The sequence below is a fragment of the Martinezella sp. CNPSo 3732 genome (assembly GCF_057784515.1).
This window is the reverse complement of sequence record NZ_JBXSOO010000006.1, coordinates 60,871-80,660: the sequence shown is the minus strand read 5'-3', so window position 1 is coordinate 80,660 and position 19,790 is coordinate 60,871. Positions and strand designations below refer to the sequence as shown.

Sequence of the window (19,790 nt, the reverse complement as noted above, 5' to 3'; positions counted from 1 at the left end):
CACCGTCCTGCCCTTTACGGATCTATGGGATCAGTAGTGTAGTTCCACTCGTTTTCCTGGCTTCCAAATCCGCGTGCGCGCGCCCTGCATCAGCAAGCGGATAAGTTTGATGAATATTGATACGCACTTTGCTGCTTTGCACAACAGCAAATAACGCCTTTGCACTGGCTCTCAACTCTTCAGGTGTGCCGACATAGGCAAAAAGGCTCGGCCGCGTGGCAAAGAGCGAGCCTTTCTGATTGAGGATGGCGAGATTGAAATTCTCGATCGGACCGGAAGACTGGCCAAAGGTGACCCACATGCCGCGCGGCTTCAGGCAATCGAGCGACTGCGGGAAAGTATCCTTCCCAACCGAGTCGTAGACGACGTCGACACCCTTGCCGCCGGTAATCTCGCGGACGCGCTCGGCAAAATTCTCCTTGCTGTAGTCGATGACGTGGTCGTAGCCGTGCGCCAGCGCCAGTTCGACCTTCTCGGCGGAACCGGCAGTGCCGATGACGGTACCAGCTCCCAGTGCCTTGGCCCATTGGCCGGCAATCAGGCCGACACCGCCGGCGGCCGCGTGGAACAAAAGCGCCGTTCCAGGTCCGACTCTGAAGGTGCGGTTCAGCAGATATTCGGCCGTCATGCCCTTCAGCATCATCGATGCCGCAGTTTCAAGCGTGATATCATCGGGTACTTTGACCAGATGGCGGGTCTCGACGTTGCGTTCAAGGCTGTAGGCGCCGTCGCTGCCGGCATAGGCAACGCGATCGCCGACGGCAAAATCGGTCACGCCAGGCCCGACTTCGATGATCGTGCCCGCAGCCTCCTTGCCGAGCGCTAGAGGAAATTGTGTTGCCTTGTAGAGGCCGGACCGAAAATAGACATCGATGAAGTTGAGGCCGATCGCGGCGTGGCGAAGCTGCACCTCACCCGCGGCGGGAGGCGGCAGATCCACCTCCTCCAGCTTCATGACCTCCGGACCGCCATTCTCATGGATACGGATGACTTTGGTCTTCTTCATGATGCAAAATCCTTACTGACGTCCCTGGGGTCGGGCCTTACTGACGTCCGAGCGACGGGAAAAACTGCAGCACGGCACCGATGCAGTAGAGATAGATACCGCTGATGATGAAGAGGACAACGGCCCATTGTGGCATGACGAAATGCATCAGCAGCGAATAGATGCCGAGTGCCGACCAGAAGAGAAATATGCCAAGGTTCAGCGGCCGCAAGCGCTTGACGCGCACGGGATGCAGAAAATTGATCGGCAGAAAGGTCAGGACGACGGAAACGCCGACGAGGATCATGGCCGTCGTAGCGCTGGCGCCGATGACGAAAAGCGTGAAGATCACCATGTTCCAGACGACTGGGAAACCGGAGAAGAAATATTCGTCGGTCTTCATGCCGGTATCGGCGTAATAGATGGCACTGGAAACGACGATCATGCCGGCAGCGACAAACGACCACGGCTCGCCAATCATGCCGCTCTCATAGAGCGCGAATGCCGGCAGCAGCACATAGGTCACGTAATCGATGATATTGTCGAGCGTATCGCCGGACCAGTTGGGCAGCACCTCCTTGACGCGAACCTTGCGCGCGATCGGCCCGTCGATGCCATCGACCAGCAGCGCCAGGCCAAGCCACCAGAACATATCGACAAAGCGATGTTCCGATGCCGCGACGACGCCGAGAAAGGCGAGAAACGATCCGGATGCCGTCAGTATATGAACGGAGAAGGCACGCATCTCCGCATAAGGCACCCGCTTGTAATTGAAGATTTTCATCCGCCCCACGACTCGTCAGCTTATTCACCTGCCCCGGCAGGCGGTTTTTCTTGCTAATATGCATCCTTTGGTCGGCATCGCCAGCGCAAAAGCGTTTATCGCGGCACGCTAGCGCGACTTGTTGTCATTTTCACCCGTTGCGATGTTTCATCCCATGGATTTCAACAGGCTAAGCGCTTATTTTCAGAACCAAAGGCAATTGAGGCATCGATATGAAGCAGATTGAAGTGGCCGTTATCGGCGGTGGGCTCGCCGGCATGATCACGGCTTTCGCGCTCGCGCGGGGCGGCAGATCCGTCGCTCTTGTCGCAGCACCACACAATAAAGCCGACAAGCGGACGACGGCTCTGATGGACCAATCGATCCGCTTTCTGGAGCGCCTGACGCTATGGGACAGGATCGTACCTTCGGCCGCGCCACTGATCACGATGCGCATCATCGATGGCACATCGCGGCTGCTGCGGGCGCCGACCGTCTCGTTCCGGTCTTCCGAAATCGGGCTGGATGCCTTTGGCTACAATATTCCGAATGCTGTGTTGCTCGACAATCTCAGCCAAGCCATTGAAGCGGAAGGCAATGTCAGCCCCATCGAAGCCACGGCTTCCGAAATCGCCTTCCGCCACGATGGTGTCTCGATCTCCCTCGACAATGGCGATTCCATCGAAGCTGCATTCGTCGTCGGCGCGGACGGCCGCAATTCGATGGTGCGAGAGACGCTCGGGATCAGGACCAAGGGCTGGTCTTATCCGCAATCGGCGATGGTTCTGAATTTCACGCATAGCCTGCCGCATCAGAACATCTCCACGGAATTTCACACCGAAAGTGGCCCGTTCACGCAGGTACCTCTGCCCGGCAGACGCTCCAGTCTCGTCTGGGTGCAGAAGCCGGCCGAAGCCGCTGCCAATGCGGAGAAGTCGCTCGAAGAACTCGGCCGGCTGGTCGAGGAGCGGATGCAGTCGATGCTCGGCCAGGTCACGATCGAGGACAGCGTGCAGGTCTGGCCGCTTTCCGGCATGACGGCCTATCGCTTCGGCAAGGGTCGCGCCGCGCTGATCGGCGAGGCAGCCCACGTCTTCCCGCCGATCGGCGCGCAGGGCCTCAATCTCAGCCTTCGCGACATCTTAGCCCTGTCGGACATTCTTTGCTCGCGCGCCGACCAGCCGATCCCAGCCACCGCGGGCGACAGTTTCGACCGCAAGAGACGTGCTGACATCGTCAGCCGTACGGCGAGCGTCGATCTCCTCAACCGTTCGCTGCTATCGGATTTCCTGCCCGTACAGATGCTGCGCGCGGCGGGCCTGCATGTGCTTTCCGCCATTGCGCCGCTGCGCAACATCGTCATGCGCGAGGGCATCGAACCCGGTGGCGGCCTGCGCAATTTTTCGTCGGCATTACGGGAAAAGCTGCGCCGGTAAGACGCCCGACTTTATCAGATAGAGAATGAGGGAAACCGTCACCACGGAACAGGCCGTGGTGATCAGGATGGTTGCGGAGGCCCGCTCCTGCCAGACACCATATTGCTGACCGATGACGAAGACGTTCGTTGCGGTCGGCAGCGCCGCCAAAAGGACCGCCGCCTCGATCCAGATCGGATCGAAGCCGCCGACAGCTTGCAGAACGGCATAGACGATCAACGGATGCAGGATGAGCTTTGCCGGCACGATATAGCCGATCTCGACTGGAATCCGCTTCAGCGGACGCAGCGCGAGTGTTACCCCCATGGCGAATAGTGCACAAGGTGCAGCCGCTTGCGCAAGATAATTGACAAATCGCTCGAAGGCGATCGGTTGATGCAGCGACAACGCAGCTACGACAAAACCCAGCGCTGTCGACAGGATGAAAGGGTGCAGCAGCACCTTCCGGGCGATATCGGCGGCAACGCGCCATGGCGAGCGCTTATCGCCGCCTTCCAGCGCCATCAGGGCGGGCGCGACGATGAAATGCAGTGCGTTTTCAAAGCATACGATCAGCGCTACCGGAACAGCCGCCTTTTCGCCAAGCGCCAGCAGCGCAAGGCCCGGTCCCATATAGCCGATATTGCCGTAGGTGCCAGCAAAGGCCTGGATGGTGCTGTCGGCAAGCGAATTGCGGCGCAGGAAACGGCCGATCAGGAACAGGAGCAGGAAAATCGAATAGGTCGCAGCGATATCGGTGGCGATGAAGTCTATCCGAGTCAGCTGCTCGATCGGCGTCTGCGAAACGAGCTTGAAGAACAGCGCCGGCAATGCCGCGTAGATGATGAACGTATTCAGCCAGCCGAGCGCTTCTGCCGGCTGCTTCGTAACGCGTGCGGCAACGTAACCGGTCAGGATCAGGCCGAAGAATGGCAGCAGCAGACCGATGATATCAGCCATGGGGGTGAGCCATCAGGCATGTTCCATTTTACCGAGGGAAATGCGGGCGAAAGGTATCGCCCGACTTAGCCGATTTTCATCAGGATTGGAAAGGTCTGCTGAAACCAGATTGCCATATCGCTGACATAGCCGAAGATGAAAGCAAGGCCCGTCAGCACCAGAAGCCCGCCCATGACCTTTTCGACCGTCCCGAGATGGCGGCGGAAACGGGAGAGAAAGCGCATGAAGGCACCGGAAAAACCGGCAGCGATCCAGAAGGGAATGGCAAGGCCGAGCGAATAGACGGCGAGCAGACCGGCGCCAGCGCCGACCGTTTCACGCGAGGCGGCAATGCCGAGGATGGCGCCCAGCACCGGGCCGATGCAGGGCGTCCAGCCGAAAGCGAAGGCAAGACCCATGATATAGGCGCCCGTCAGCGTCGCCGGCTTGCCGCCGCTCTGAAAGCGTGCCTCCCGGGCCAGAAGGCCGATGCGGAAGACGTCGAGGAAGTTCAGCCCCATGATGACGATGATCAAACCACCGATCTTGGCGAGAATATCGAGGTGCTGGCGCAAAAGCATGCCGATCGAGGACGCGCCGGCGCCGAGCGCGATGAATACGGTGGCAAATCCCAACGTGAAGAACAGCGCCGACATCAGCACATTGCCACGGACGCCCGGGCTGGGAACAATCGGGCCTCCCGCTACGGCTGCACCACCTCCGCGAAACTGCTCGACCGAGATTCCCGCCATGTAGCAGAGATAAGGCGGCACAAGCGGCAGCACGCAAGGTGAAAGAAACGAAAGCGCTCCTGCGAGCAAGGCACTCAGAAGCGAGATATCGGCAAGCGACACGATGGGCTCCGGCTATGTCATTCCGATTCCTTTCCTAGCGACGCGAGTGCCGGAAAGCCAATCACCTTTTCGAGCGGGCGGGTGTCTTGCCTTAAAGTTGACGGAATTGGAAAACCAGCAGCCTGTTGCAAAACCCCGATTTTCCCCGGTTTTCCGGGCTCGACCAGGGGTCGCTAAGCCGCCCGATGAACGAATTGCTTTTGTAAAAATATTGGTTCAAGCTGTTGATGTTCGTCGAACAACGTACATTCCACCCCAGCTACTCAGCGGAGGAAAAGCCCCCATGCGTATTGCTACTATGTTCACGACTGCAGCCTTTGTCGCACTCTTCAGCGTAAGTGCCATGGCACAAACGGCGACCACCCCCAGCACCACCACAACAACCCCGAGCGCAACGACATCAACCCCCTCGACGACGACAACGACCAAGCCGAAGGCAACGAAGCCGGCGCAGACTGCCGTCTCCAAGGCATGTTCGACTCAGGCTGACGCCAAGGGTCTGCATGGAAAGGCACGCGCCAAATTCCGAAGCGATTGCAAGAAGAACGGCGGCAAGGTCTAAAACTCGTTTCATTTTCGAATCGTGGTCAACTCTACCGTCCAGCTGGCTGTAGAGTTGACCTTCAGGCGCTCTCATCAAATAACCCTGACGGAAAGACCGAGCGGCGGCATCTGGATGCTGTTTGCTTGCGATGATCGTTTGTTCCGCGATCCTTCTGTCGGACATATGTTCCTGCGGAATGCCGACAGAAAACCGCTGCCACTTTTTCTGGAATGACCCTGCAGGCTGGCGCCATTGATGCCGGCAAGAGCACGTGCGCGTTATCTGGATATCGCCACCCGCTCACTATCGACATTGATTAAGGCTTCGGCTTTCTCGCGGCCATAGCAATGTTCTGCAATAAACGAGACAAACCCGGGAAACCGGCTGAAATTACAGTCCATCCCTATCCGCTCAAATCTATAGACGGAGTAGGAAGTTGAGACCGGCCATAAACCCTCCCCCTTCGGAAGCAGCATCACAGACTAACTATCTGACAGCCTGTCTTTTCGCCCTGGAACCATCGCTCGAGGGCCTCGTTGCTGCGGCGATAAAATCAGGCTGGAAGCGCGAATATGTTCTTCTTGCCATCATGGCCATCGCGCTGAACGACGGCAGTATAAACCGATCGTCACCTAAGTCATTGCATTCATAAATGATGGAGAATGAAGTCGGTGACGCAAACAGCAACGCCGCTACCGAAACGATTATCGCCCCGCGATCGTCGCTGCGCAACTTTTGTCGGACTGCGCGATTATCTCTCCATGAGAAACCGCCCATGCGCGCACGAGCAACGATCCGACATCGGTGCATCGCTCAGACGTCCCTGGGACTCATGCGTCCCGAGGCTTGCGCTCTTTTGTCAGCGGATCGACTTTACCCTCGGCAAGCCTGTTGCGGGGATCGGCAACGAGGGAAGCCTCGTCCTTTTCTTTATTCGACCGGTCGTCCTTACGCACCTTGCTGTGCTGTATCTTCGCCAGGGCTTGCTTCTTCTCGCGTCCGCCCTGCGATTCACTTTGTCGATCCTGTGCCAAATGCGCCTCCTGTCTTTTGAAAAGGGAACTCACGTGACAGGATTAGGTTCCGATGGAACTAACAACACCATCATACTCGGCAATCTCTCGTCCAACTGCCGAGCGCATTTCGCAGGATTCCGTCTCTGGAAGCGACAAAGCGTCCCCTCACTGTACTTTTAGCGACACATAATATTATAATGCGACGATAGACGTGAAACGAATCATGAAATTCATGCGTTTAAGCTTCGCTGCCATGTGAGGAAGCTGATCATGACGTCGGTCGAAAGGAAAAAGCTCGCGCGGCTTGTTATGCTGAAGCTGCTACCGATCTTCGGTGGCCTGACTGCGGTTGCGGTCGTCGCGCTTTCCACAATCGCATAGGCCGATAATTGCATAGGCGCTGGCCGCAGACCTGCGTCGAAGACACCCGTCCACAAGCGATCGCCGATCTCAGGGCCTTCTTAATGTTTTGCCTGTCCAAATGTCAGGAGCAGTCGGTGCTGTCGACCGAAAACGAATAGTCCCTGCCCTTCAGCTGATAGATGTAATTGGCCAGAGATGCTTCGCCGGAACTGAACTTCGGCAGCAGGAAGTCGCAGAGGTCCGTGAGCTGCGCGGATTTGACGAGAGGCGGATCAAAATCGTCATCATCGTCGTCAAGATCATAGAAGTAGCTATAGATATGGTCGGTGAGGTCTATCTTCGTCAGCGTGGTTTTCTGATCGATCTTCCTAGGCAAATCCTTATTGGCAAAGATCACGGGATAGCGCTCCGTAAGGTAAGGGATCACAATTCGCTCCGTTGCCGGTGTCGTGATCGCAATACCCATCAGTGGCAGAACGCGTAAGGCTATCGAAAACTTCTTGCCTGCTATAAACCCAAACAAAAGCCCCAGAGAACCCAACAACCCGCAAACGATTGCATAAATTTCCCATAGGGACAGCTCTGCCACGAATTCCATCATTCGCCCGTCGTCTTCACCAACCATCTCTTTGATGGAGTTATGGTACTATCAAGTCGGTATTCTTCACCAGTCAATTTGGACCAAATGTCATCAACAACCTGTGCGTTATCGCAAGCCACAAAACTCGGCGCGCGCTGGGCAGTCGACGACAACGCAACCGTCTTAGATTCGAAATATTTATTTAGACCTTGAATCTGCCGACGTCGAAGCGTGCAAAGCCATTGCCCCATCAAGGGGCAGCACGTTGTTATTGATTGATGAACTGGCGTTTGGCGGGCTCGATTTCAAACCCTCCTCGACGTCGGGATGACCTATTGCGAAAGCTGCCGGCAGCGCAATCCTAAAGATCGATCATCGCTCATAGACTATTGTTCCCATATCACGAACAAGAGGCGGCGATATCGCGTAATCCAGCCTTCTGATCTACGTCAAACACGAAAACGAAGATTGCTGCGTTATGCCCGGTTGGACCGCTCCTTGGCTCAGCCGATCAGTCCATTCAATGAACCAGCTTTGCAACGGGTGAGACAGCTTGCACCGCGCTCTCGTGCCGCCCAGAAGTCGACCCGATAATAACCGCAACGACGGCGACCATTATGTAAATAATGACACCTTTAGGCTTTCGATCCGATACGCAATGCCTTGTCGACTCTAGTGAACGCAGATGTTCAGACATCATGATCCTTTAGTATTGAAGGGCATTCATTTAGTCGATCAGTGGTCCCTAATGAATATCCCGATTCGCGCATCTCCCTTGCAGCAGGCGAATACCGGGTCTTTTTTCGGATTCCGAATTGTCCGGAGAAAAAGCAAACCTCATTCTCGCACCCGGCAGAGGGTGCGGAACCAAGTCCCGAAAAACTGCAGAATTGAGGAAGCTGATGGTGAGAGCGATGGGGTTCGAACCCATGACCTACTGATTAAAAGTCAGTTGCTCTACCGGCTGAGCTACGCTCTCCCTCTCCGCAGGCAGAGGCTGCCCCGGTTGGAAGTGCGCGGAACATATGCAGACGCCCTATTGTGGTCAACCCATAAAATTGTGGCTGCGAGCGATCAAAGATGCTTTTCCTCACCTCGCTACCGCGAAATGACGGCATCGAACTGAAGAAATCGCCTATTATTAAAGAAAATCGGAAATCCGACGCCATAGGCGGATGAGCTCCAACAAGGCAAACGGTTCTCAAAGACCCAAACAACCGTAACAATTTCCCTTAATAATCAGGGTTGCAATGAACGGATCGATCGACTCGCCATCCGCAACAGTTGGGGTGCGAATCGTTTTTGGTGTATATCAGCTATTGTTAACAACCTGTCGGGCCCTCAGGAGGTTCTTTATGGAAGACGCAAACGTCGGTTGGATTGCAGCAATTATCATCGGCGGCCTAGCTGGCTGGTTCGCCGAGATGATCATGAAAAGCAACACGGGCATAATCATGAACATCATCCTCGGCATTGTCGGTGCGCTTGTCGCCAGCTGGCTTTTCCGTACGCTCGGCATCGTCCTGCCGTTCCATGTATGGCTGAACTACCTGATCACAGGTTTCATCGGCGCCTGCATTCTGATTTTCGTCGGTCGACTGATCAGACGTTAGCAGCGCATCGGGCTGCGCAAGCCCAAATCGGGAAGAGGAAAAAAGGGAAGGCGGGCCAAACCGCCTTCCCTTTTTTGTTACGCTCGCCCGGTGGGACGCAAGACCGCGAAAATAAGCCGCGGCTTTTGAGGCCTTCCCAAGCGCGACCTCGGCGCTATCTACCAAAATGGAACCGAAAGGAGGTTGGAAACATGACGGAAAACGCCAATCGGACAACCACCCGCAAAGTCATCCGCGGCCGCCCATACAGCATTGCCGAGTTTACACGGAAATACCGTCTCGACGATGCGGAGGCAAAACGCCTCTTCTACAAGTTCGGCCCGTCGTCCACCGAGCTGGACCTGCTCATGGCCGCCAAACGAAGACCGCCTACCCTTGCCACCGCAATCGGCCAATAACGACGCGGCTCCTTTGCTCCACTTGCGAAATATCCCGAAATCGTCGGCCCTGAGGGACGACGATTTCCGGTAAGGCGATTTGAACGGGCCGCCAAGCCGGCCTTGTTGACGTATCACGACCGTTGCCTTCGACGAGGCCAGATGACACTGTGTGCCCTCACGCATAAGCCGGACATAATTTCGGATGCAGAATTCACTCAGCCATCTTGCCTATCTCGCGCTGGAATATGCGATTGTGTCGCTTGAGTTGAAGCCAGGCGGCCTTGTGACCGAAAAACAGCTGATCGAGATGGCGGGGCACGGACGGACGCCGGTGCGCGAGGCCATTCAGAAGCTTGCCTGGCAGGGATTGATCCATGTGCGCCCGCGCGTCGGCCTGCAAATCGCGGAAATTCGTCCGGAAGATCATCAATATGTCATGCAGGTGCGGCGCGAACTGGAACCGATTGCCGCCGCGCTCGCCGCCACCTGTGCCGATCCGCAGCAGAGGGAGCGATTGCGGGAATGCGCCCGACGGATGGCGGAATGCGCCGGTACCGGCGACTTGCCAGCTTTTTTCGCCGCCGACAAGGCCTTCGACGAGGTATTGGAAACGGCCTGCCCCAACAATTTCATCACAGCGGCGCTCGCCCCGGTTCAAACACATGCGCGCCGGCTGTGGTATTCGACTGGAACGCACGACCGCATGGACGGCGCGATTGCCATGCATATTCAGGCGATAGACGCCATCCGCGGCGGCGATGCCGACAAGGCACGCATCGCCATGGCCGCACTCATCGATTATCTCAACAATGCATGAAAAAGGCGGCTTCGTTGCGGAAACCGCCTTTCATTTAGCATTGGAATAATTCGCTTAACCGACGAAAGCGCGTTCGATGACGAACTCGGCCGGCTTGTTGTTGGCACCCTCGTTCAGGCCGGCCTTTTCGAGCAGGCTCTTGGTGTCCTTCAGCATGGCGGAGGAGCCGCAGATCATACCGCGATCGATTGCTGGATCCAACGACGGTACGCCGAGATCACTGAAAAGCTTGCCGTTTTCGATGAGATCGGTGATGCGGCCCTTGAAGGGGAATTCTTCGCGGGTGACGGTCGCGTAGTGGCGCAGCTTATCGCCGACGACTTCGCTGAGGATCTCGTCATTGCGGATTTCCTCGACGAGATCGAAACCGTATTTTAGCTCGGCAACATCGCGCGTCGTGTGGGTGAGGATCACTTCCTCGAACTTTTCATAGGTTTCGGGATCGCGGATGAGGCTCGCAAACGGCGCAACCCCGGTACCGGTCGAGAACATATAGAGCCGACGGCCGGGGGTCAGCGCGTCTAGAACCAGCGTGCCGGTCGGCTTCTTGCGCATCAGCACTTCGTCGCCGGGCTTGATATTTTGCAGGTGCGAGGTCAGCGGACCATCCGGCACCTTGATGGAAAAGAACTCGAGTTCATCGGCCCAGGCGGGGCTTGCGATCGAATAAGCGCGATAAAGCGGTTTGCCATCGACCATGAGGCCAATCATGGCGAACTCGCCCGAGCGGAAACGGAAGCCCTGCGGCCGGGTCATGGTGAAGCGAAAGAGCCGGTCGGTATAATGTGTGACGCTCAGCACCTTCTCGGCGAAAACGCCGGCGGGTACTGCTGAGGCAAATTCATCTGTCTTTGCGGGGGCGTTCATTCTGTCTCGAATCCCGTATTAGTCTTACGCGTTTTTCCTGGGCACGTATTCCCTGGCAGGCTCATTTCGCGACGCTGATATAACAATATAGCCGGTTTTGAAAGGCATTCCATTCCAACCGACTGGATAGGACTGAAATATGCCTATTCCAGTCAAGTTTCCATATCACTGAACGTACATAATTCGAAAGGCTTGAATACGGCAATCCGACACTGTCAAACTGCCGCACAGCCGCCTTTCGACATCAGGCCGACTTTGCCGGCAATCGCCGCCAGCTATAGGCCTGTCCGCCTTCGGCACGCCGAGCGGTCGGCTGATAATAGTGCGGAATGCCCGGAAGGCGATTTTCCGACAGGCGCTTCAGCGCTGTTGCGTTGGTGACGGCGAAACTATCGATACCGACGCGCAGCATCAACGGAATCTGGTCGATCAGCACGTCGCCGACAGCACGCAGCTCATTGGCATAGCCGAGGCGTTGGCGCAGCAGCGACGCATGGCTGAAGGCACGGCCATCGCTGAATGCCGGAAAGGCGACCGCGACGATATCGAGACGGTCGAGATAAGGCTGCAGCCGGGTCACGTCATCGGCTGGCTTGATGACGACGCCAAGGCCGGCCTCATTGCTCTCTTCCGCCTTTGCGATCAACGCATCGAGGCCGAGCAGAGGCTTCTGCGGCTCGGTCGCCTTAATCTCGTCGGTCTCGATGACCCACGGATCGTTTTCCACGAAGCCGGTTTCCCGCCAGATCTTGGTCATAATCAATCTCCTTACGCCGCTTCGGCTGCGGACGAGGACGCGCCGTAAAGCGCGGTCTTGAACGGCTGCGGCCCGACTCGACGGTAGGCGGTCAGAAAGGTTTCGGAAGGATCCAGACGAAGGCCGAGATAGGTATCGACGATGGTCTCGATGGCGTCGGTCACCTTATCGGGCTCGAAGCCGCGGCCGATGATCTCGCCGATCGACGTATTCTCGTCGCCAGAGCCGCCGAGCGTGATCTGATAGAGTTCCGCACCCTTCTTCTCGACCCCAAGCAGGCCGATATGACCGACATGGTGATGGCCGCAGGCATTGATGCAGCCGGAAATCTTGATCTTCAGCTCGCCGATCTCCGCCTGCCGCTCGGGCGAACCGAAACGTGTGGAGATTTCCTGCGCAACCGGAATGGAACGCGCGTTGGCAAGCGCGCAATAATCGAGACCGGGACAGGCGATGATATCAGTGATCAGGCCCGCATTTGCCGTTTCGAGACCGTTGGCCACCAGACCGCGATAGACGGCTTCGAGATCGGCCAGCGCCACATGCGGCAGGATGAGGTTCTGCTCGTGGCTGACGCGAATTTCGTCGAAGGCATATTCCTCGGCAATATCGGCGACGGCTTCCATCTGGACATCCGTCGCATCGCCAGGAATGCCGCCGATCGGCTTCAGCGAGATTGTCACCATGCCGTAATCGGGGTTCTTGTGCGGCTGGACGTTCTGCTGCACCCAGCGCGCAAAAGCCGGATCGGCCTTCTTCCAGCGCGCCAGGCTTTCCCAACCTTCGGGGCGTTCAGGCAGCGCCGGCGGTGCGAAATAGGCCGAGATGGCCTGGACATCGGCTTCCGGCAGCTTCAGTTCGGTGTCTCGCAGCTTGTCGAACTCGACTTCGACCTGACGTGCCAGTTCCTCGGCGCCCGTTTCATGCACGAGGATCTTGATGCGCGCCTTGTACTTGTTGTCGCGGCGGCCATGCAGATTGTAAACACGCATGATGGCGGTGATGTAGGAGAGAAGATCCGCTTCCGGCAAATAGTCGCGGATCAGCTTGGCAACCAGCGGTGTACGCCCCTGCCCGCCGCCGACATAGACAGCAAAACCGATCTCGCCCTTGTCGTTCTTCTTCAGATGCAGGCCGACATCATGCACCTGAATGGCGGCACGGTCGCGCTCGGCGCCGGTGACGGCGATCTTGAACTTGCGCGGCAGGAAGGAAAATTCCGGATGAACCGACGACCATTGGCGCAGGATTTCGGCATAGGGCCTGGGATCGGCGACTTCGTCAGCTGCAGCACCGGCGAAATGATCGGCCGTTACGTTGCGAATGCAATTGCCGGAGGTCTGGATCGCATGCATCTCGACAGAAGCAAGATCGGCCAGTGCATCCGGCATTTCGGAAAGCTTCGGCCAGTTGAACTGCAGGTTCTGACGCGTGGTGAAGTGGCCATAGCCGCGGTCATAGGTGCGCGCGACATGGGCGAGCATGCGCATCTGGCGCGAGCTCAGCGTGCCATAGGGAATGGCGATGCGCAGCATATAGGCATGCAGCTGCAGATAAACGCCGTTCATCAGGCGCAGCGGCTTGAAGGCATCTTCCGAAAGCTCACCCGAGAGGCGCCGCTCCACCTGATCGCGAAACTGGGCGACCCGTTCCGCAACAAAGGCGTGGTCGAATTCATCGTAACGATACATGACTTCCTCGGGACTTCTCAGACTGCAATGAAATCGGGATCGGCCGGGGCATAGCCCCGCGCGTATTCCATGGTGGGGCCTTCGGCGCGGATGCGCTCGCGCAGGCGCAGCGGCCAAAGCTTGCCGCCGGTTTCCTGCACATCGATCAGATTGACGTCGACGACTTTGTTGTCAGCATAGGCCTGCTTGCCGATCGCTTCTAGGGCGGCTTCCGCTTCGGCATGCCGAGCGACCAGCGCTTCCTGCAGCGATGTCACCCACTCACCATTTGCGTTCAGCCAGACGGCGACGCCATCGGTGAGCCGGTTTGCGGTCAGAACCTTGTCGACCATCAATCAGTTCCTTGCATAGTCTTGAGCAGCGGCCTCGCGATGGACCAGCGGCTCGGATTGTTCAAAATTCGCACCGGCGACGGCATCGCCGATAATGACCATAACCGGCCCGCCCAGCTCATCGCGGTGCTCGAGATCGGGCAGATCCCGCAGGATGCCGTGCATCAAGCGGCGATCGCGCCGGCTGGCATTCTCGATGATGGCAACGGTCGTCTCGGGCGGCAAGCCGGCTTGCATCAGGCGGCCGGCAACGGAAGCGGCAACCGTGCGTCCCATATACACGGCAATCGTGGCGCCGGATACGGCCAAACTCGCCCAATCGGGCAGCACATCGCCCGTGAGATCGTGACCCGTTGTGAAGACCAGCGAAGAGGCGACGCCACGCAGCGTCAGCGGCAGTTCGAAATCCGCGGCGGCAGCGAAAGCCGAGGTGATGCCCGGAACGATCTCATAGCCGATACCGGCGGCGCGCAGAGCCGCCATTTCCTCGCCGGCACGGCCGTAAACCAGAGGATCGCCCGACTTCAGCCGCACGACACGCTTGCCTTCGCGGCCAAGCTGCACCAGCAGATCGTTGATCTCTTCCTGCGACTTGCTATGGCATCCCTTGCGCTTGCCGACGGACAGGCGCTCGGCGTCGCGACGGCCCATATCGACGATCGCCTGCGGCACCAGCGCGTCATAGACGATGACATCTGCTTCCATCATCACGCGCTGCGCGCGCAATGTCAGCAGATCTTCAGCGCCGGGGCCGGCGCCGACCAGCCAGACGCGACCCTCGACATCGCGCGGCGACTGCAGCAGCTCATCGGCCACCTGCTCCGCCTGTGCGGCATGACCGGCATTGATGGCATCGGCCACCGGTCCGGAAAAGAACTGCCGCCAGAAAACGCGACGCGCAGCGCCCCGCGCCACGAAACGCTCGACTGGCTTGCGATAGCGCGTGGCCAGCTCCGCCAGTTTGCCGAGCGACGGCGACAACATCTGGTCGATCTGCGCGCGGATCATCTGCGCCAGCACAGGTCCGGCACCCTCGGTGCCGATTGCGACGGCAACAGGCGCACGATTGACCAGAGCCGGCGTGTAGAAATCGCAATAGTCGGGCTGATCGACGGCGTTTGCCGGAATTCGCTCGGCGCGAGCCGCGTCGACGATGGCGCGATCTGCTTCGGCGTCACCAGTAGCAGCAAAGACGAGCGTCGCGCCCTTGACCTGATCGGGTGAAAAATCGCCGCGTACGATTTCGATGCGGTTGGCGATGAGAAAGGCATGATAATCCGCCTCCGGCGCCGACGCGTAGGCGACGATCCGGGCCTGCGTGTTCAAAAGCAGCCGTACCTTGGCAAAAGCCTCGTCGCCATTGCCGAAGACAGCCGCCACCCTTCCTTCCACGCGGAAGAAAGCGGGAAACACCGAAAGCTGTTCAGTCCTGGGAGGCATCATGGTTCCACTTCGAGATTTGGCGAATATCGCCCCTGCGGCCAAGAGATTGAAGAAACAGAAATTCTAATGCCCATGCATGCGCGTATTCTTTTGCTCGACATGTCAAGGATTTGAGCAAAACTCACCAGGCGAGCAGATCGCAATAAGCCTATAAAATCTATAGATTTTTGTGACTCGGCCCCGTTGCCGAGCTGCTTTATTGCTTGTGGCAAACACAGTCTTTAAGTTATTTACGCATACCGCGACATTTGCAACCCCGATAGACTGCAGCGAAAATCGTTGGAGAAAACCCTTGTCTGACAACAGCATCGCTGCACGCCTCCTCAACGTCGTCGAGCACGACATCTTACCCCTGACACGCCAGGGCGTGACGGCCGGCAACAAGATCTTCGGGGCTGCCATTCTGCGCAAGTCCGATCTCTCGCTCGTCGTCGCGGAAACTAACAATGAACTGAAAAACCCGCTCTGGCATGGCGAGGTTCACACCCTGAAGCGCTTCTACGAACTCGGCGAGAAGCCCGCGACCAAGGACTTGATCTTTCTGTCGACTCATGAGCCCTGCACCATGTGCATGTCGGCGATCACCTGGGCCGGTTTCGACAATTTCTACTATTTCTTCAGCCATGAAGATTCCCGGGATGCCTTTGCGATCCCGCATGATCTCAAGATCCTGAAAGAAGTCTTCGGCCTGGAGCCGGGTGGCTATCGCCGTCGAAACGCATTCTGGAACAGCTTTGCCATTTCCGACCTGGTAGAGATGGAAGCGGACCTACGCAAAGGCGAGCTGAAGGAACAGACAGCGCGCATCAAGCAGGCCTATGCCGATCTCTCCGAAAACTACCAGGCGTCGAAGAGCAGCAACGACATTCCTTTGAACTGACAGAACAAAATTTGAGGCAACGATGGAAGCATCGCGAGACATTTCCGGCCTGATCGATATCATGGCGGCGCTGCGGAACCCAGAAAGCGGCTGCCCTTGGGACATCGTCCAGACCTTCGAAACCATCAAGCCCTACACGATCGAGGAAGCCTATGAAGTGGCCGATGCGATCGAGCGCAAGGATAACGACGATCTTTGCGACGAGCTCGGCGATCTCCTGCTGCAGGTTGTCTTCCACGCGCGGATCGCAGAGGAGGCCGGCGCATTTTCCTTCGGTGATGTCGTGCACGCCATCACCCGCAAGATGATCCGCCGCCATCCGCATGTCTTTGCCGTCTCCGATGCCAAGACCGAGGATGCGGTGACGCTGCAATGGGATCGGATCAAAGCCGAGGAGAAGCGCGAACGGGCCGAACGGCGGGCGAAGAACGGCATTACGGAAGATTTCAAGGCCGGTTTCCTGGGCTCGGTGCAGCGGACCTTCCCTGCCCTGACGGAAGCCTTGAAATTGCAGGAGCGCGCCGCCAAGGTCGGTTTCGACTGGTCGGCGCCCGAACCGATCCTCGACAAGATCGAAGAGGAGATCGGCGAATTGCGGGCAGCACTTGCAAGCGGCGACAAGGCCAAGGTCAGCGACGAACTCGGCGACCTGATCTTCGCCGTCGTCAATATCGGCCGGCATGTGAAGGCCGATCCGGAGCAGGCTTTGCGCGGAACGAACACCAAGTTCCGCCGCCGCTTCCATCACATCGAAACGACGCTTGAAGCTGAAGGCGAGACGCTGGAAGGTGCCTCGCTGGAGCGGATGGAGGAGATCTGGCAGTCGGCTAAAGCCATCGAGCGGCAGCTGACGGGCGTCAAGTCGGCGTAAACCCGCCTATTCCCAGTCGTCGCGTTGCGGCTTCGGGCCATTGCCCATGCGCCGCTCCAATTCAGCCGCTTCAGCCTCGGTCAGGCGGACGTCGAGCGTCACCGTTCCGTCCTCATTGTCCTCGCGGTTGTCGACGACAGCATGATTGTAAAGCCAGGGCAGGAGTGCCAGCTTTTCGACAGGCAGTGTAATCGTCGTTTCCGTCAGCACGCCGGAGAGACGCCGGCTGATTTCATCCATCAGACGATCGACGCCCTCGCCTGATATCGCCGAGACGGCAATGACGTTTTCTGTTGTCGACGCCTTCTGGACGATGGCATCGTGAACTTCCGGTTCCAGGCGGTCGATCTTGTTCCAGACCTCGAGGATGCGCTCCGCACCTTCCGCCTCGCCAATGCCGAGATCGCCGAGAATGCGCATGACGTCGGCGCTTTGCGCCTGATTATCGTCATCCGAGAGATCGCGGACATGCAGGATTAGGTCGGCTTCCAGCACCTCTTCCAGCGTTGCGCGAAACGCGGCCACCAAGTGAGTCGGCAGGTCGGAGATGAAGCCGACGGTATCTGAGAGGATGACGGTTCGGCCATGCGGCAGCTTCATGCGGCGCAGCGTCGGGTCGAGCGTCGCAAACAGCATGTCTTCGGCAAGAACGCCGGCGCCGGTAATGCGGTTGAACAGCGTCGACTTGCCGGCATTGGTGTAGCCGACAAGAGCCACGATTGGATGCGGCACCTTCTTTCGCTTGGCGCGATGAAGCTGCCGGGTGCGAACGACCTGCTCCAGCTCGCGCTCCAGCCGGATGATCCGTTCCTGCAGCATGCGACGGTCGGCTTCGATCTGAGTTTCACCCGGGCCGCCCATGAAGCCGGCGCCGCCGCGCTGGCGTTCAAGGTGGGTCCAGCTTCGAACCAACCGGCCCTTCTGATAATTCAGATGTGCAAGCTCGACCTGCAGCGTGCCTTCCTTGGTGGAAGCGCGGCGGCCGAAGATTTCGAGAATGAGGCCGGTACGGTCGATGACCTTGGCGTTCCATGCCTTCTCGAGATTGCGCTGCTGAACGGGCGTCAGGGGATGATCGACGATGACGAGCCCGGCGTTGAATTCATCGAGCAGCGCGAGGATTTCCTCGATCTTGCCGGTTCCGAGCAGGGTTGCCGGCCGCGGGTCGTTGATCGGAACGATGGAGCCGTTGACGACATCGAGGTCGATGGCGAGCGCGAGACCCTTGGCCTCTTCCAGCCGGCTTTCGGGCGGGCGTGAAACGGAGATGGCACTGTCGGCTTGAGCGGAACGCGCGGCGCGCGCCTGTTTCAGTACAGGCACGACGACAACGGCGCGCATGTCATCCCGGTGTTTTACGGTCTCCGGGATGAGGGAAGCATTTTTGGTATCGCGTGTCGTGATAACGGCAAGTCCCGGTTAGGATGCGGCTTCTTCGCTCTCGAACATCTGCATCGGCTGACCCGGCATGATCGTCGAGATCGCATGCTTGTAGACGAGCTGCGAATGGCCATCGCGGCGGAGCAGGACGCAGAAATTGTCGAATGAGGTTACGACACCTGTGAGCTTCACGCCGTTAATCAAGAAAATTGTGAGTGAAATCTTTTGCTTGCGAACAGTATTGAGAAACAAGTCCTGCAAGTTCTGAGAACGTTCCGCCATCGCGCCGCTTCTTTCTTTTTTGCCGGCCTGAGCCGGTTGAATGTCATGGTATACAGAGGTCCCGGACGGGAGATACCCTCATTCTCTCCCCCCAGCGAATGTTGGTATCAAATCGCAGTCTTTTCCGCAACGTCGAAAAAGGCTTCACGAATTTTCTGTGACATGCTGCCTGGATGACCGTTCGCTATCGTCAATCCATCGATAGAAACGACCGGAAAACAGATACTTGTCGCCGCCGTGATGAAGACTTCGCGGGCCTTCATCATCTCTTCGACCGAGAAGAATCGCTCGACGATCGTCACATCGAGCTTGGCTGCAACGTCCATCAGCGTCGTGCGGGTGATGCCGCGCAGGATGCCGTGTTCGGCCGGGCGGGTGACGAGATTCCCGTCGTGATCGACGATCCAGACGTTGGTCGCCGCGCCTTCCTTCACCATGCCGTTGTGATCGATATAGATCGCCTCCTGCGCGCCGGCTTCCTTGGCCTGCTGGCGGGCCATGGCGTTCGGAAGCAGGCCGACCGACTTGATATCCACCCGATCCCAGCGATTGTCGCGGACGGTGATCGCCTTGATGCCATTGGCATTCTTCTTGGCAATCACGGACTGATCGGTGCTCTTGGCGGTGACGACGATCGAGGACGGCGTGCCATCAGGCGGAAAGACGTGATCGCGCCGGGCGACGCCGCGAGTAACCTGCAGGTAGAACAGACCGTTGCGGACGTGATTGCGGCGCAAGGTCTCGCGAATCACCAGCACCAATGCCTGGCGCGTCATCGGCCAGGCGATGCGCAGCTCGCCCAGCGAACGGTTGAGTCGATCGAGATGGCGCGTCAGGTCGACGATCACGCCATGGCGAACCTCGCACACCTCGTAGACGCCATCGGCGAATTGATAGCCGCGATCCTCGATATGCACCATGGCGTCGCTGTGCTTGACGTAGCGGCCGTTGACGTAAGCTATTCTCGGCATGAAAGCCCCTGATCCGAATTCTGAGATGTTCGAAATGTCGGGCGGCC

The 19,790-nt window shown here is 58.0% G+C and carries 21 protein-coding genes and 1 tRNA gene; 7 read left to right on the top strand and 15 right to left on the bottom strand.

The genetic code is table 11. The features are described 5' to 3' along the window. Positions 1-22: 22 nt before the first annotated feature. A complete protein-coding gene (locus AC13RM_RS13955; protein ID WP_440478244.1) occupies positions 23-1,006 on the bottom strand; it encodes a quinone oxidoreductase family protein in 984 nt (327 codons plus the stop codon). 37 nt (positions 1,007-1,043) lie between these two features. Then, positions 1,044-1,769: a phosphatidylcholine synthase gene (gene pcsA, locus AC13RM_RS13950; RefSeq protein WP_015339851.1), complete on the bottom strand. Its 726-nt coding sequence runs from the start codon at positions 1,767-1,769 to the stop codon at positions 1,044-1,046. A gap of 212 nt (positions 1,770-1,981) precedes the next feature. On the opposite strand from pcsA, the gene AC13RM_RS13945 reads away from it, so the two are divergent. After that, positions 1,982-3,184, top strand: coding sequence for a UbiH/UbiF family hydroxylase (locus tag AC13RM_RS13945; protein WP_113233445.1), 1,203 nt, complete (start codon positions 1,982-1,984; stop codon positions 3,182-3,184). Here AC13RM_RS13945 and AC13RM_RS13940 read toward each other — a convergent pair. Together AC13RM_RS13940 and AC13RM_RS13935 are read right to left on the bottom strand one after the other, a co-directional pair. After that, the gene (locus tag AC13RM_RS13940) at positions 3,161-4,123 is read right to left on the bottom strand and encodes an AEC family transporter (RefSeq protein WP_440478243.1); all 963 of its coding nucleotides are present in this window, start codon (positions 4,121-4,123) and stop codon (positions 3,161-3,163) included. The two genes, AC13RM_RS13945 and AC13RM_RS13940, sit on opposite strands and share 24 nt — an antisense overlap. 65 nt (positions 4,124-4,188) lie before the next feature. Next, positions 4,189-4,956 (bottom strand): cytochrome c biogenesis CcdA family protein, encoded by a 768-nt coding sequence (locus AC13RM_RS13935; RefSeq protein WP_440478242.1) that lies wholly within the window; start codon positions 4,954-4,956, stop codon positions 4,189-4,191. Between the two features lie 283 nt (positions 4,957-5,239). Here AC13RM_RS13935 and AC13RM_RS13930 point away from each other — a divergent pair, with 283 nt between their 5' ends. Next, entirely contained in the window at positions 5,240-5,518 is a 279-nt protein-coding gene (locus AC13RM_RS13930; RefSeq protein WP_113233442.1) for a PsiF family protein, read from the top strand. An 812-nt stretch (positions 5,519-6,330) separates the two neighbouring features. Here the strand turns inward: AC13RM_RS13930 and AC13RM_RS13925 are convergent. The 3 genes from AC13RM_RS13925 to AC13RM_RS13915 all read right to left on the bottom strand — a co-directional run bounded on the left by AC13RM_RS13925 (position 6,331) and on the right by AC13RM_RS13915 (position 8,438). Beyond that, complete coding sequence (locus AC13RM_RS13925; protein WP_113233441.1) at positions 6,331-6,534, bottom strand: hypothetical protein; 204 nt, start codon at positions 6,532-6,534, stop codon at positions 6,331-6,333. Between the two features lie 466 nt (positions 6,535-7,000). Next, the gene (locus AC13RM_RS13920) at positions 7,001-7,480 is read right to left on the bottom strand and encodes a hypothetical protein (RefSeq protein WP_113233440.1); all 480 of its coding nucleotides are present in this window, start codon (positions 7,478-7,480) and stop codon (positions 7,001-7,003) included. 882 nt (positions 7,481-8,362) lie between these two features. Beyond that, positions 8,363-8,438: transfer RNA gene (locus tag AC13RM_RS13915), tRNA-Lys, on the bottom strand. Positions 8,439-8,814: 376 nt separating this feature from the next. Between AC13RM_RS13915 and AC13RM_RS13910 the strand changes: the two genes are divergently transcribed. From AC13RM_RS13910 to AC13RM_RS13900, 3 genes are all read left to right on the top strand, one after another. Then, positions 8,815-9,072, top strand: coding sequence for a GlsB/YeaQ/YmgE family stress response membrane protein (locus tag AC13RM_RS13910; protein ID WP_095434844.1), 258 nt, complete (start codon positions 8,815-8,817; stop codon positions 9,070-9,072). 191 nt (positions 9,073-9,263) lie between these two features. Then, positions 9,264-9,470, top strand: a complete 207-nt coding sequence (locus tag AC13RM_RS13905) for a hypothetical protein (RefSeq protein WP_113233439.1) — start codon at positions 9,264-9,266, stop codon at positions 9,468-9,470. 184 nt (positions 9,471-9,654) lie between these two features. Further along, complete coding sequence (locus tag AC13RM_RS13900) at positions 9,655-10,269, top strand: GntR family transcriptional regulator (protein ID WP_440478241.1); 615 nt, start codon at positions 9,655-9,657, stop codon at positions 10,267-10,269. Between the two features lie 54 nt (positions 10,270-10,323). Here AC13RM_RS13900 and AC13RM_RS13895 read toward each other — a convergent pair whose 3' ends face one another. The 5 genes from AC13RM_RS13895 to cysG form a co-directional block, all read right to left on the bottom strand. Then, complete coding sequence (locus AC13RM_RS13895) at positions 10,324-11,136, bottom strand: ferredoxin--NADP reductase (protein ID WP_440478240.1); 813 nt, start codon at positions 11,134-11,136, stop codon at positions 10,324-10,326. A gap of 244 nt (positions 11,137-11,380) precedes the next feature. Beyond that, on the bottom strand, positions 11,381-11,893 hold the full coding sequence (locus AC13RM_RS13890) for a DUF934 domain-containing protein (RefSeq protein ID WP_113233436.1): 513 nt from the start codon (positions 11,891-11,893) through the stop codon (positions 11,381-11,383). A gap of 11 nt (positions 11,894-11,904) precedes the next feature. After that, the gene (locus AC13RM_RS13885) at positions 11,905-13,584 is read right to left on the bottom strand and encodes a nitrite/sulfite reductase (protein ID WP_440478239.1); all 1,680 of its coding nucleotides are present in this window, start codon (positions 13,582-13,584) and stop codon (positions 11,905-11,907) included. 17 nt (positions 13,585-13,601) lie between these two features. Then, on the bottom strand, positions 13,602-13,916 hold the full coding sequence (locus AC13RM_RS13880; protein ID WP_374821654.1) for a DUF2849 domain-containing protein: 315 nt from the start codon (positions 13,914-13,916) through the stop codon (positions 13,602-13,604). Positions 13,917-13,919: 3 nt separating this feature from the next. Next, positions 13,920-15,356, bottom strand: coding sequence for a siroheme synthase CysG (gene cysG / locus AC13RM_RS13875; RefSeq protein WP_374821778.1), 1,437 nt, complete (start codon positions 15,354-15,356; stop codon positions 13,920-13,922). Between the two features lie 295 nt (positions 15,357-15,651). Between cysG and AC13RM_RS13870 the strand changes: the two genes are divergently transcribed. Beyond that, on the top strand, positions 15,652-16,239 hold the full coding sequence (locus AC13RM_RS13870; protein ID WP_374821657.1) for a deaminase: 588 nt from the start codon (positions 15,652-15,654) through the stop codon (positions 16,237-16,239). A gap of 22 nt (positions 16,240-16,261) precedes the next feature. Next, positions 16,262-17,110 carry a nucleoside triphosphate pyrophosphohydrolase gene (gene mazG, locus AC13RM_RS13865; RefSeq protein WP_440478238.1) on the top strand — a complete coding sequence of 283 codons (849 nt, stop codon included), beginning with the start codon at positions 16,262-16,264 and terminating at the stop codon, positions 17,108-17,110. A gap of 6 nt (positions 17,111-17,116) precedes the next feature. On the opposite strand, the gene hflX is transcribed toward mazG, so the two are convergent. The 3 genes from hflX to AC13RM_RS13850 all read right to left on the bottom strand — a co-directional run bounded on the left by hflX (position 17,117) and on the right by AC13RM_RS13850 (position 19,743). Next, a complete protein-coding gene (gene hflX / locus AC13RM_RS13860) occupies positions 17,117-18,451 on the bottom strand; it encodes a GTPase HflX (protein ID WP_488555195.1) in 1,335 nt (444 codons plus the stop codon). Positions 18,452-18,529: 78 nt separating this feature from the next. Further along, a complete protein-coding gene (gene hfq / locus AC13RM_RS13855) occupies positions 18,530-18,772 on the bottom strand; it encodes an RNA chaperone Hfq (RefSeq protein WP_003539403.1) in 243 nt (80 codons plus the stop codon). A gap of 107 nt (positions 18,773-18,879) precedes the next feature. Then, the gene (locus AC13RM_RS13850) at positions 18,880-19,743 is read right to left on the bottom strand and encodes a D-amino-acid transaminase (RefSeq protein WP_440478236.1); all 864 of its coding nucleotides are present in this window, start codon (positions 19,741-19,743) and stop codon (positions 18,880-18,882) included. Between the last annotated feature and the right edge of the window lie 47 nt (positions 19,744-19,790).

Excerpts from the sequence above, each read along its gene's own strand:
- AC13RM_RS13955 (WP_440478244.1), bottom strand. The coding sequence starts at position 1,006 with ATGAAGAAGACCAAAGTCATCCGTATCCATGAGAATGGCGGTCCGGAG.
- pcsA (WP_015339851.1), bottom strand. The coding sequence starts at position 1,769 with ATGAAAATCTTCAATTACAAGCGGGTGCCTTATGCGGAGATGCGTGCC.
- AC13RM_RS13945 (WP_113233445.1), top strand. The coding sequence starts at position 1,982 with ATGAAGCAGATTGAAGTGGCCGTTATCGGCGGTGGGCTCGCCGGCATG.
- AC13RM_RS13940 (WP_440478243.1), bottom strand. The coding sequence starts at position 4,123 with ATGGCTGATATCATCGGTCTGCTGCTGCCATTCTTCGGCCTGATCCTG.
- AC13RM_RS13930 (WP_113233442.1), top strand. The coding sequence starts at position 5,240 with ATGCGTATTGCTACTATGTTCACGACTGCAGCCTTTGTCGCACTCTTC.
- AC13RM_RS13920 (WP_113233440.1), bottom strand. The coding sequence starts at position 7,480 with ATGATGGAATTCGTGGCAGAGCTGTCCCTATGGGAAATTTATGCAATC.
- AC13RM_RS13910 (WP_095434844.1), top strand. The coding sequence starts at position 8,815 with ATGGAAGACGCAAACGTCGGTTGGATTGCAGCAATTATCATCGGCGGC.
- AC13RM_RS13905 (WP_113233439.1), top strand. The coding sequence starts at position 9,264 with ATGACGGAAAACGCCAATCGGACAACCACCCGCAAAGTCATCCGCGGC.
- AC13RM_RS13900 (WP_440478241.1), top strand. The coding sequence starts at position 9,655 with ATGCAGAATTCACTCAGCCATCTTGCCTATCTCGCGCTGGAATATGCG.
- AC13RM_RS13895 (WP_440478240.1), bottom strand. The coding sequence starts at position 11,136 with ATGAACGCCCCCGCAAAGACAGATGAATTTGCCTCAGCAGTACCCGCC.
- AC13RM_RS13890 (WP_113233436.1), bottom strand. The coding sequence starts at position 11,893 with ATGACCAAGATCTGGCGGGAAACCGGCTTCGTGGAAAACGATCCGTGG.
- AC13RM_RS13885 (WP_440478239.1), bottom strand. The coding sequence starts at position 13,584 with ATGTATCGTTACGATGAATTCGACCACGCCTTTGTTGCGGAACGGGTC.
- AC13RM_RS13880 (WP_374821654.1), bottom strand. The coding sequence starts at position 13,916 with ATGGTCGACAAGGTTCTGACCGCAAACCGGCTCACCGATGGCGTCGCC.
- cysG (WP_374821778.1), bottom strand. The coding sequence starts at position 15,356 with ATGCCTCCCAGGACTGAACAGCTTTCGGTGTTTCCCGCTTTCTTCCGC.
- mazG (WP_440478238.1), top strand. The coding sequence starts at position 16,262 with ATGGAAGCATCGCGAGACATTTCCGGCCTGATCGATATCATGGCGGCG.
- hflX (WP_488555195.1), bottom strand. The coding sequence starts at position 18,451 with ATGCGCGCCGTTGTCGTCGTGCCTGTACTGAAACAGGCGCGCGCCGCG.
- hfq (WP_003539403.1), bottom strand. The coding sequence starts at position 18,772 with ATGGCGGAACGTTCTCAGAACTTGCAGGACTTGTTTCTCAATACTGTT.
- AC13RM_RS13850 (WP_440478236.1), bottom strand. The coding sequence starts at position 19,743 with ATGCCGAGAATAGCTTACGTCAACGGCCGCTACGTCAAGCACAGCGAC.